The organism is Gabonia massiliensis (assembly GCF_001403595.1).
Classification (GTDB): domain Bacteria; phylum Bacteroidota; class Bacteroidia; order Bacteroidales; family Coprobacteraceae; genus Coprobacter; species Coprobacter secundus.
Window position 1 is genome coordinate 23,835 of sequence record NZ_LN877935.1, and the last position, 12,447, is coordinate 36,281.

7 protein-coding genes are annotated in these 12,447 nt (G+C 34.2%); all 7 read right to left on the bottom strand.

What is annotated here, in order from left to right; all coding sequences use genetic code 11:
- The coding region (locus BN2628_RS00380) for a SusC/RagA family TonB-linked outer membrane protein (protein ID WP_055095540.1) at window positions 1–2,014 on the bottom strand (2,014 nt) is incomplete at its 3' end.
- Between the two features lie 31 nt (window positions 2,015–2,045).
- Window positions 2,046–3,821, bottom strand: a complete 1,776-nt coding sequence (locus BN2628_RS00385) for a RagB/SusD family nutrient uptake outer membrane protein (protein ID WP_074023886.1) — start codon at window positions 3,819–3,821, stop codon at window positions 2,046–2,048.
- Window positions 3,822–3,831: 10 nt separating this feature from the next.
- Window positions 3,832–4,914: a TonB-dependent receptor domain-containing protein gene (locus BN2628_RS00390; protein ID WP_055095544.1), complete on the bottom strand. Its 1,083-nt coding sequence runs from the start codon at window positions 4,912–4,914 to the stop codon at window positions 3,832–3,834.
- Window positions 4,887–7,403 (bottom strand): SusC/RagA family TonB-linked outer membrane protein, encoded by a 2,517-nt coding sequence (locus BN2628_RS00395; RefSeq protein WP_055095546.1) that lies wholly within the window; start codon window positions 7,401–7,403, stop codon window positions 4,887–4,889. The genes BN2628_RS00390 and BN2628_RS00395 overlap by 28 nt, the downstream gene beginning before the upstream one ends.
- A 155-nt stretch (window positions 7,404–7,558) precedes the next feature.
- Window positions 7,559–8,536 (bottom strand): FecR family protein, encoded by a 978-nt coding sequence (locus tag BN2628_RS00400; RefSeq protein WP_052431637.1) that lies wholly within the window; start codon window positions 8,534–8,536, stop codon window positions 7,559–7,561.
- A 68-nt stretch (window positions 8,537–8,604) separates the two neighbouring features.
- Entirely contained in the window at window positions 8,605–9,162 is a 558-nt protein-coding gene (locus BN2628_RS00405; protein ID WP_257606327.1) for an RNA polymerase sigma-70 factor, read from the bottom strand.
- Window positions 9,163–9,226: 64 nt separating this feature from the next.
- Window positions 9,227–12,331: a glycoside hydrolase family 2 TIM barrel-domain containing protein gene (locus BN2628_RS00410; RefSeq protein WP_044230756.1), complete on the bottom strand. Its 3,105-nt coding sequence runs from the start codon at window positions 12,329–12,331 to the stop codon at window positions 9,227–9,229.
- Window positions 12,332–12,447 lie beyond the last annotated feature (116 nt).

Below are 12,447 nucleotides of genomic sequence, written 5' to 3' on the forward strand. Positions count from 1 at the left end.
CTGTTTCGAAACCTTTATTTGTTACTTTTCCAACATTTCTATACGGAGGCTCCACTCCATAAGTAGAAGGCATCATAAGATCTTGAGACACAATACCTGATCTTTTTTCTAAAAAAGCATCAAAAATCCAATCAATTTTCTGTATCAATTTCATATTTAAGCCTATGTTATATTTCATACTTTGTTCTGCAAAAATTGCACTATTAGGTTCATACAACAATCCTAATCCATTCTTCCATGTCGGAGCATCATTACCAACATATAATCCGCCACCACTCTGATAATAAGTCTGATACAAATACCTCTTCGTCCCCATTGGGTCCCACCCTGTCTTTCCTACAGAAAAACGCAGTTTCAAAAAATCGATAATCATATTTTTTTTAAGAAATGCTTCATTGGAAATAATCCAAGCCATAGACAATGATGGATAAAATCCCCACTTGTTCCCAGGCTTATAATTATCAGAACCACTAAAAGAAAAACCAAACTCACCAACATAACGCTCATCATAAACATAATTAATTCCCCCACCAATATTCATATATTTATAATTAAGCATCATGCCAGCATCCCCATTATTAGATAAGTCTGTTTTATAAGTATTATGTAATATATTTACAGAAGATGATATCCGATGCTTTCCAAAAGTATTATCATATCCAATCGTCCCACTCAGATGTTGCCAACTCCATTGGTTAGTTCCATTATCTTCTGTCCTACTATATGGAGTATTCTGGTCTGTTGTTTGTTGTACCCCATCTATATAACGAGCATAAGTTCTCCAATTCGACGCCCCATCACGAGTCCAGTTACTAAATGAAACAGACTCTTTTAAATATAAGCCTTTCACTAAAAAATCTAATTTTTCTTTTAGACTAAAATTAGCTTGCAAAGTCCGATCATGTGTTGATACACGTCCTGTCGAATTTGTTTCTGCTACCGGATTATTAGGATAAACCGGTGTCCCAGTCCAAGTACCATCAATATTCTTTACTGGATATATATTACTTGGATAACGGGCCATATCATTCCAAATATCCCCTGATGCTCGATTAGGGTAATGACGATCTTCAATTCGTCCACCTAAATCAATCTTTGCTTCAAAAATGTCAAACAAATTAATATCTAAATTGGTACGAACATTAAATCTTCGTATTCCCGAATTTGCCAAAGTATCATTCGTTGGAACATCATACAAACCATTTTGGTTCATATAACCCATAAATACAAAATATCGTGCAATATTATTTCCGCCTTTAAGGGATAAATCAACATCTGTATAAGGGGTATAATCCCTCAAAGTTTCATCAAACCAATCAACATTGGGAGCATTTAAAATATCTTGTTCAGAATAAATCGGACTCCAAATATTACCATTATCGTTGCTGACTGCCTCATTATACAACTTTGAATATTGAGCTGTTCCTAAAGGTTTATTTATTGAAATCGGTTGTTGTAGGCCAAAACGCGTTTGAAACTGAATTGTTGGCTTTCCTACATTTCCTCGCTTAGTTGTCACCCAAATGACTCCATTAGCTCCACGCATCCCGAATGGAGCTAAAGCCGCTGCATCCTTTAATATAGAGACTGATTCTATTTCTCCAGGAGAGAGGTACTGAAAAAAAGACATATTAGTTTGAAAACCATCCACAAAAATAGGAATATCAGCAGAGTTATATGTTCCTATTCCTCTAATATTAAGTGTTGCAGCGTCATAACCAGGTTCTCCTGTAGTCCCTTGAACTGTTAGTCCCGGTAATTTTCCAAATAACATATTATTTAAACTGGATGTCGGCATACTTATTTCCTCTCCTGAGGCAGACGAAATAGCTGAAGTTGACCACTCTTTCTTTATCATCATACTCGTCCCTGGAATAGTATATGTAAAATCTATATTCTTTTCATCTTCATCAGTATTTCCTTTCTGAGCCTGAGAAAAAGAAATACAAAAAATAGATGCCGCTATGATACACGTCGGTTTTAACCACATAGTCTTTATATTATTAATTATCATATTTTTCTCATTTTACACCAAGTTACATTTATTAATAACCAGGATTTTGTTCTATATAGCCCTTATTCACTTCAGCTAAGGTTATAGGACTCAAATACATTTTTTTTAACCACACATATTTTTGTGCAGCTTCGTCCAAACGATAACTGATAAAATCTTCCGGTACCCGAGCATCGGTTAAAGAGCCAGCAAACTTAAATGTAAATATATGCTTAGTCCCAGCAATCATCGTTTCACCTTCTTTCCAATGTCTTGCATGGGGATAGTATTGATTTTCATTATAAAATTCAACAGCCCATTCTCGGCGAATACTTGTTTGTAAAAGCTTATAATCTGTTACGGTCTCATCAGGCAAGCCCGCACGATTACGTATTACATTTAAATTAGCTAAGGCTTCAGTAGAATGTCCTATTTCATTATAAGCTTCCGCCAAATTCAAATAAAACTCCGCCATACGATATATTGGGAACTCAAACCATTCTCGATTCCCTGTATTATACCAAAATTTGATATTACGAGCACATCCTTGCTTATTTTTATTAGCCTTTAACCAAGAAGACTCATTTGTAATGCTCCACTTATCATTTCCTTCGTTATTCCAAGGATTTATACCATAAGCAAATACTGATGCTTTAAAACGAGGTTCCATTTCATGAACCTTATCATAATACTCTTGATATGGACGTTCCTCTGTTCCAGCCCATACTTGTTCACTGCCATCAGCTTTTTTGAAATTCAATAACATTTCATAGGACATCCCCCTATACTCACATAAAGCTGTACCACCATTACTTCTAATATAGAGAGGATTTGGGCAATAGTTCTTATAAATTCCAGAAGGTCCTTGTCCTACAGCTTGATGCTTATATGCTAACAATATTTCCTTATTACAAGGAACACCAACTGCTGTCCCAAAATCTTCAAAAGGATTGTCCGTATCAATAATCTCATACCCATTCTCCTTACCCCATTTTAAAACATCTAAATTAGCTTTTATTGCATCATTCCAACGACTCTCTTTATATTCACATAAACAAATTTTATCGTTATTTACTCCATATGGAAGATATGGCTCATCTGAGTTGAACAATGGACGAGCAGCATACATCAAAGCTTCAGCTTTTATAGCTAATGGAACTCCTTTAGTCAACCTACCCATCCAATCATTTGACCAAACTACATTGTCAAGAGCTACAGCTGATTGCTCACATAATTCAAGAATATAATCCAATGTCTCTTGTACTGTTGCTCTCGGTGCAGACTCGACCATTGTTAATGTCTTTTTTACTAAAGGAACTCCTCCATAGCGTTTCATCATTTCAAGATAACGAAATGCTATCAATCCTTTCATCTCACCCTTAACAATTTCTTTTTCTGCCAACGTCATATCTGGAACCTTATCTATATTCTCTATGACAAGAAAAGCATGACGAATATATTTATAATTATACGGGAAGTAATCATCACTCAGTCCAGCTCCATTATTATAACTATCAGTTGCTGTCATTCCAGAACTTACCAAATTTTCCTTCATATATCCCCAACTTGAATCAACATCTTCTCCTCCCATTATTGCTTCTGTTGCTTCATAAGGGAGATAGGGAGGAGTCCAACTATATATCGGCAGACCAGAAGACAAGATATACGAATAGGCAAGAGATATAGCCCCTTCTGCATTTTTAGCTGAAGAAAATACTTCATCCACAGACAAACCCGTGACCGCAGGTTTTTCAATAAAAGCGTCTTTACATGAAGATATCCCAATAATGATCAAAATTGAAGTCAGCAAATATGATATTTTTTTCATACTGGATATATTAGAATTGAATTTTAAAACCAAAGTTAAATACTCGAGTTATAGGATAAATTATTCCTTCCGTCGTCTTGTCGTCTTGAGACAATTCCGGGTCTATTCCCTCTATCAAATCTTTTCCTCCAAAAGTGAATAGGTTATTTGAATTGAAATACAGTCGTAAAGACGACATTTTCAATCGTGATAAGAATCCCAATTTTCTAAATGTATAGGCAACTTCAAGATTTTTTAATTTCACATGATCAGTAGAACGGAACCAAAAAGAATTAGTCGCACCATTTTGTGTTCCAGAGGTATTTAATGACATACGTGGATATGTTATTTTTTTCCCTGAAGCATAATTTTCCGGAGTCCAACGGCCCTCGTACATGTATTCTAAAGCATTACTTTTGTTCTGTGCAAAAGGACTTATCATATATCCTCCCATACTAAATGTTCCTTGGGCCGATCCGGTAAAAAGAGCTGAAATTTCAAAACCTTTATATTCCAAAAACACATTTGCACTAAAAGCATATCGAGGTATATTAGAAAATCCTGTCGGTGTTACATCTTTGTTATCTATTATACCATCCCCATTTATATCGATAATTCTCAAATCTCCAGCTTGTACATGATTTCCATCCACAGAATTATACGGATGATTTGCTGCTTCTTCCTCCGAATTATAAAATCCATCATTCACATATGCTTTATATTGTCCATACGAAAATCCAGTCTTATTCATCCACACATATTCGTATGGAGCCTCTGCCATATAATCTATTTTATTTCTTGCATACGAAACTTGTCCACTAATTTGGTAATTGAAATCTGATATATTATCTCTCCATAAAATAGAAAGTTCATATCCCTTATTGCTCATCTTTCCTACATTCACTGGAGGAAGCACACTCACATCAGCACCAACAATACCAGGAACTGTCTCTAAAGTCGTAAGAATATTATTTCGATTTTCTTTAAATAAATCAGCTGTTATAGACAGGCGATCTTTAAAAAAGCGCAATTCCGCAGCAATATTATAAGATATCTTCTTTTCCCAAGTAACATCCGGATTTCCAACTACTTTTTCACTCTTTCCCGTAACCAAGGTGTAACAATAGAACCGTCTGTATACCCAAAGTTATATCCAGAAAATGGCCACACATAATCGACGAGTTCTTCCCAAGAACTTGGTAAATAAAGGAAACGCTTCCCTCCAATATTACTATTCCCTGTTTGTCCATAAGATCCTCTTATTTTTATCCAGGTCACCCAATCATTCTCGGGGAAAAAAGGTTCTTTTGAGATAGTCCATCCAGCAGATACTGCAGGAAAAAATCCGAACTGCTTACCCGGAGCAAAATTTTCTGAACCATTATATCCCACGTTAAATTCTGCCAAATATCGATCATCATATCCATAAGTTACACGACCAACTAATCCATACATTCCTTGTGGAACATTATAAAGTAACCCAGGTTTTGTTAGACGCTCTCCCGTTATAAGAGCTAAAGCCGTCACATGATGTCTACCAAATATACGATCATAATCTACACCAGCTTCCACATATAACTTCCGTTCTTTATACCAAGCTTTTTCCTCATATTTCTCAGCACCAAGAGTTCCTCCAAAATAAAGATTCTGCGTAAGGTCTTCTGGATTTCTCATTACTGTAAACATCGGTATAGGATGAGTCTCATTCACTGTTTTACTAAAATAATTATCATATGATACTGTACCTCTTAAAGACAAACCTTTCGTAAGATAATCCATTGTATGCTTCAATTTAAAAAATGTATTAAGAGAACTTTTAGTCACCCGCCCTGATCCCTTATTTAAAAGAGATGCTACCGGACTTTTTCCTGAAGCACCCTTCGTTGGATCCAATGGTGAATTCCCCGCAAAACCATTAATCAATTTACCATCAATAATCCCAGGCCCGGCAAAAGGAGTAGACTCATAAATATTTTTCAGCATATCCCTATATCTAGAATTCATATCTGAATCATTATAATCATTCAAAAATATTTTCGTATTACTGATTTGCCCTGAAATTCCAACACTTAACTCTACATTTTTTATAACTTTAAAGTCAAAATTACTTCGAAAATTGGTCCTCTTATTATTAGTAGATGTTGGAGCATTTTTGTATCCGTAATCAGAAGTTAGTCCTTGTTGATTCAAAAATCCAACAGACGTAAAATAGTTTACCTTATCTGTCCCACCAGATACATTTATATTATATTGTTGTTGCGGAGCAGATTTTCGAAAAAACTCTTTCATATAATCATGACTTGTATAATATAATGCTGGACTATTTAGTAATGCATTACGTTGTACTTCGTTTAAATCCGACATAGCAGCAACTTCATCAGGTGTATAATCTCTATTATTTTGAAATTTCCAAAGCTCATCATCTGAAAAAACCAAATTATCCTGTTTTACTCCATCATTGACTATGGCTTCATTTCTAAGTTTAGCAAACTGATATGAATTTGTCATTTTAGGAAGAGTTGCTGGTGTTGTAAATCCAAAATTGGCAGAAAATGAAATCTGAGGCTTTCCGATTATTCCTTTCTTAGTAGTTGCTATAATAACGCCATTAGCCCCTCGTACACCATAGACAGCTGTCGCTGATGCATCTTTCAGAACATTTATCGTCTCAATATCATTAGGATCAATCATATTCAAAGTGCTCAAATCCCTCACAATCCCATCAATAACCACAAGAGGATTCTGCTCTCCTGCATAAGTACCAACACCACGAATACGAATTGTAGATTCTTCAAAACCTGGTTCTCCAGATTTTTGTATTGCAGAAAGGCCAGAAACCCTGCCCACCAAAGCATTGGACAAGGCTCCCACCGGGGATTTCACGATCTCCTTACTAGCTATAGAAGAAATAGCTCCCGTTACTGTTTCTTTCTTTTGTACACCATAACCAATAACTACGACTTCTGATAAAGACTGTATATTATCCTGCAAAATTACTTTCAATACATCGTTCTCTCCAATTGGAATTTTTTGTGGAGCATACCCCAAAAATGAGAAAGATAACACGGCCCGATCATCAGGAACTTTTATCGAAAACTTACCATCAATATCTGTACTTGTTCCAACCGAAGAACCATCAATCATCACATTAACCCCAGGAAGAGTTGCTCCAGAAGAATCATAAACTGTTCCTGAAATAACCATAGAATGCTGACTTTTTTTACTAGATTTTTCCCTTATAGGCAGTATATTGACATTACGCCCTTTAATTTGATATGTCAATTGAGTTCCTTTTAGGGTTATATTCAAGACTTCCTGTATTGTGGCATTTTTTACATCTACAGACACTTTTATATTTCTCACATCGGCATCTACATAAAAAAATAAAAAATTACTCACTTTTTCAATCTTATTAAAAAGTTGAATTAACGATACATTTTTTTCTTTAATCGTAATCTGAACCGATTGCGAAGATGACAAACTCGCTACACATAATTGTGATAACGTAAAAAGTAAAATAAAAATCAAAGACATCGTTTTTATTAACACCCTGCCCCGAAAATCTTCATGTAGTAAAACATTGTAATATGCTTTTATTTTCATATTTTTAAATTATATATTTAGACTAATAATAATATGAAACTTGACTTACCCTTTAATCCATAAAAAAAATATTTTATTTATTTTAGTTCCAAAATATTACTCATAATTTATATTTATGATTAATAGGTATATTAAATTTAAGATTAAAGATAACTTCACTTATAAATTAATATCGTGTCATTTTTTCTTTTCCACTTAAAAGAGAGATTATTTTGCATAATTGCCAGTACATTATCAATAGAATCATCTAATAAAAATGACCCAGATACAATTATTTTCTTTAAATCCTCATTTTCCATTTTTATAGATACGTTATAACGAGATCCTAAATCTTGAATAAGATCAGACATTGTAATCGACCGATATTTAAGTAAACCATCTTTCCAGGCAACATCCAAATCTGCATCTACAGATTCTATTTCCATTGTAAAGTTTTTTTTATTTATCCTCAATTGTTCATTCGGTGCAAGGATTATTGATTGAGTAGGAATATTGAATTGAATAGATCCACGAATCAACGTTGCTATAAAACAAGAATCGTCCACGTATGATTTCACATTAAACGAAGTTCCCAATACAATAATATCCCCAACATCTGTATGTACAATAAAAGGTTTATCTACGTCTTTTTCAACATCAAAATAAGCCTCTCCAATCAATTGGACTCGACGTTCTTTTTCCCCATATTCATCAGTATAAACTAAACGACTATTCTTATTTAATACCACATATGTTCCATCTGCAAGTGAAAATTCGGAACAATCGTTACCAGTTACATAAGTAAATCTCTCAACTGAAGGTTCATCAGAAGAATACAAAAATGTATATATAACAATACCTATAATAAGAGATGCAGCTATAAACAAAAAATGCAAAGGAATTTTCTTCTTTCCTTTTTGTACTGAACCTTGCTCATTAATCCGTTTCCATAGCTTTTCAAAAGCTAAATCAGAAGAACTCAAATTTTGCCGTAAAGAAACTTCCGCATCCCAATAACTTGCCAATCTAGCAAATTCAATTTTTCTCGAATCATCTTCACCTAACCATTCTGTCAACAGCAGCAGCTCCTCAGAATTACAAGATTCACCCGATAAAACCTTTGCGATAATATGATTTATTTTTTCATTCATCATTCTATATATTAAATCGCAAAAAATAAAAAATACCCTTAATCTATTATCTCAATAATTTTTTAATTTTATTATTCACTCGATAAAATTTGTCTAAGAATTTTTACAGCTTTAGATAAATGTGCCTCCACAGTTTTCTGAGAAATACCTAAAACTTCTGCAACTTCTCTATATTTCATTTTTTCTTCTCGAACTAATTTAAATGTCAGTTTACATTTTTCAGGTAAATTATTTATTGCTTCATTCAATTTCCGAGTACATTCCTGGCTTATCAGCTCTTCTTCTGGAGTAGTATCTGTATGAATAAACATATCAATATAATTTTCATCCAACTCTATATTTTGAGGTCGCCTACCTCGAAGATAGCTAACCGACTTGTATTTGGCTATTGCGTAGATATAAGAATCAAAATTCGCAATATCCTTCAAAGATTTTCTATTTTCCCATATAACTAAAAAAGAATCTGATACAATTTCTTCCGATACGGTTATTTCTCCTACATACATAGTTACAAAGCGTAATAACTTCAGATAATAATGTGCATGTATCATTTTAAACGATTTCATCGAATCAAAAACCGATAAATCGTAAATCCATGATTTTATACTATTTTTTACACACGTTTCCACAGTTTTGACAGGGCATTGTAATAAAAGCTATTCTTAGCATTCAAACTATCCAAAATCAATTACATCAATCAACCGGAGATATAATATATGAATATTCATAAAGCTTTGCCTTGAGTCTATATTTTTCAAGAGGCTCTGCTCCCCAACTATTATCTCCCCCTAATCCTTTCTGCTTATAATCGATATTCACACACAATATATTACGACTATCAATATCAATGGAATGCTGTTGCTTTTTTGTAAGTCCCGGGTCCAAATCTTCATCGAAATTATTCCGCGCATTAAAACAAATAGGTGTACCAACTCCCATAAATAATACACCCAAACCCTGGGAATCTGTAAATTTAGCCCATCGAACATCCGTTCTATATCCATTTTCTTGAGGACGAATATAATCGAATTTCAAATCACGAACACGACAAGAATACTTCCCTATAAAAGAAGCAGAATTTCTATCGCTATAATTTTCCCATGGGCCTCTACCATAGTATGTTACATTATCAAAATCTACTGGTAATTGAATTTTCATCCCAAATCGCATCATCTCAGGAAGCTCCCTTTCCCTCATATCAATTCGTGCCGTAATTTGTATAGAAGCATCATTTCTGATAAAATAAGTAATTATATAAGGCACATCTATATATTTTAGATTAAAATGAGCAACAACCTTAATTCCTTCTGCTTCTTGTTCTCCAACTTCTATTTTCTTTAGTTGGCGTGTGTCCCCTGCTGTACGCCAGATATTGCACAAAAAAGGTACTTTTGCTCCAAAATCATTATCTGTCGGGGCCCTCCAAAAATTTGGTAACGGAGCCTCAGTCAAAATGTGTTTCCCTTTATAAGTATAATCAACAATGAGTCCCTCACTCAATCGAATGCGTCCTTCTGTATCTCCATTCTTAAAAAGGACATAATTAGAGCTCCTTTCGACTTTTAAATTACCATTAATTTTTTTCTTTGAGAAATACCGATTTTTTGGAAAAGAAAACTGCTCAGCAGCTACAACATGACCCGCTTTTAATAATTCAGAGTCTTCTTTTTGTATTGCCTCTACTATAAGGAAATATTCAACATTATCTCCATATTCCCTTTGCGGTAGATTTAAAGATACTAATTTACTTTTTCCAGGTTCTCCTGTCACATTAAATGATTCTGACTGAACAAGAATGCCATTTCTAAACATTTTCCATCGATAATCATATGCATCCAAATTCGTAAATAGTGCATGATTATGTAAAATTATTTTGCCAGACTCTATATCATCTGACTCCATCCAAATATCTTGGTATACTTTTTTTACTTCATTTAATGCTGGATGGACAGTTCTATCCGGAGTTACCAAACCATTAGCACAAAAATTTTCATCATGTGTCCACCGATGACCACCCAAGTCTCCTCCGTAAGCCCAATATCTTCGGCCTTGCTCATCTTTTGCCTCAATCCCCTGATCAACCCAATCCCAAATAAAACCGCCTTGTAACGCAGGATACTTCATAATTGTATCCCAATATTCTTGAAAGCCTCCGGTACTATTCCCCATAGAATGAGAATATTCACATAATATCATAGGCCTATAAATATCCTTCCGTTGGGCATACCGAGCTATTGTATCAGCAAATATATACATTGGAGCAATTATATCAGTATACTCAGATTCAAAAGAACGCTGAAATTGCACAGGCCGTTGAGCTTTATCTATTTTCTTTAATATCTTATAAGTTTTCTCATATACCGGACCGAAATCACTTTCATTTCCCAACGACCATGTAATCACACTCGGATGATTTTTATCTCTCTCAAACATACGTAACGTCCTATCTATATGTTGTCCCTCCCAATCTAAGTTAAAAGACGGATGACGTCTCCGGTCAAATCGATCTAGACCGTGAGCTTCTATATTGGCCTCATCAACTACATAAATTCCATATTTATCACACAATTCGTAAACTTTGGGGCTTTGAGGATAATGACTCATACGAATTGCATTTATATTATACTGTTTCCATAACCGGAAATCTTCTAACAATGTTTCTTCGTCAACATAATGTCCATACACAGGATGATGTTCATGAACATTCACACCCTTAATAATAATAGGTTTCCCATTTAACAAAAGCTGCTTATTTTTTATTTCAACTTTTCTAAACCCTGTTTTACAGCCAGATATTTCAATAATCTCATTAAACGAATTTCTTAAACAGACACAAAAAGTATATAAATTTGGATATTCTGCTGACCATTTTAATGGATTTTTCACCTTAGTAGAGAAAGATACAGAAACTTTCCCTTTAGCTGAAATATTATCAACCAATGATTTCTGAGTAAATATCTTCTTATTATTCTTATCTAATAATGAAATTTCTACAAAATAGTTTTTTACTATATTGGGAGTAAAATTACACACCGTAACATCGGCTTTAAATAAGCCATTTTTATACAAATTATCCAAATCTCCAACTACAAAAAAATCATCAATAGACACTTTAGGACGAGAAATTAGCATTACATCACGTTCTAGTCCCGCCAACCGCCAAAAATCCTGATCTTCCAAATAAGACGCATCACTCCACTTTAATACCTGAACAACCAACAGATTTTTTCCTTTTCTTAAATACTTTGTAATGTTAAACTCCGACGCTGTCTTAGACACCTTTGAATATCCTACCCTCTGACCATTAACATAAACTGTCGCAGCACCAGCAATAGAACCAAAATAGAGATATATTTCTCTTCCCTCAAATGTTTGAGGTAAATCAAACCATCTTCGGTAAATACCCGTTGGCAAATCTTCATTATTGACATAAGGGGGATTACATGGGAAAACATATTTATTATTCGTATACACAGGGACACCAAATCCTTGCATCTCCCAATTGCCCGGAACTTGTATACTCTTCCAATCTGAATCATCCAACTCAGTTTCATAAAAACTATTTGGACAAAACTTTACTTTTTCTGCAAAAGCAAATTTCCATAATCCATTTAAAGACATTACATACGGTGATTCCCACTTCTGACCTTTTACCAACTGATATTCAGATTCATATGGGATAAAACTAGCTCGAGGAGCAACTTTTCCTTCATCAATAACTGCCGGAGATTCCCAAAAATTTTGAGAAGAGAGATTACTCACTACTACTACAAAAATAATTAACAAGATGTTCTTCATTGGTTTTTGATTCTATTCAATTTAAAAACTAATCTACTAACAAATTTTCATACTTCTCAAAAGTTCATCCTAGCATTTTATATATATATCGCAAGAACAAACAAAAACCCTTACTC

Bases quoted from the DNA above. Each gene is read 5' to 3' on its own strand.
- BN2628_RS00385 (WP_074023886.1), bottom strand. From the start codon at position 3,821: ATGAAAAAAATATCATATTTGCTGACTTCAATTTTGATCATTATTGGG.
- BN2628_RS00410 (WP_044230756.1), bottom strand. From the start codon at position 12,331: ATGAAGAACATCTTGTTAATTATTTTTGTAGTAGTAGTGAGTAATCTC.
- BN2628_RS00400 (WP_052431637.1), bottom strand. From the start codon at position 8,536: ATGATGAATGAAAAAATAAATCATATTATCGCAAAGGTTTTATCGGGT.
- BN2628_RS00395 (WP_055095546.1), bottom strand. From the start codon at position 7,403: ATGAAAATAAAAGCATATTACAATGTTTTACTACATGAAGATTTTCGG.